This is a genomic window from Psychrobacter sp. S1-30-MNA-CIBAN-0213, from assembly GCF_040309845.1.
Lineage (GTDB): Bacteria > Pseudomonadota > Gammaproteobacteria > Pseudomonadales > Moraxellaceae > Psychrobacter.
Genome location: NZ_JBEOPE010000100.1, coordinates 1 through 261 on the forward strand (window position 1 = coordinate 1; position 261 = coordinate 261).

Consider the following 261-nt stretch of genomic DNA (forward strand, 5'->3'; position numbering starts at 1 on the left):
CGTGCGCCCGGCGCGCGTTTCAACGCCTCGCCCGCATTCGGTTGCCACGCGGCCACCGCCGCGATGTCGGCCGACGAACCGAGCACCTGCGGCAACTCGTTGGTTTTCGCATTCACGAGCGTGACGTCGCCGTCCTTGAGCCCGTGCTTCTGCAGCGCGGTTTCGAGCAGCAGGTGATCGACCAGGCCGAGCTCGACGCCGACCTTCTTGCCCTTCAGCGCCTCGACGGTGCGCAAGGGCGGCTTCGCGACGATCATGTCG

At 67.8% G+C, this 261-nt stretch carries 1 protein-coding gene; it reads right to left on the minus strand.

Features of this window, described 5'->3' with window-relative positions; genetic code table 11:
- On the minus strand, positions 1-261 hold a 261-nt coding region (locus AAEY87_RS14115; RefSeq protein WP_350657627.1), incomplete at both ends, for an ABC transporter substrate-binding protein.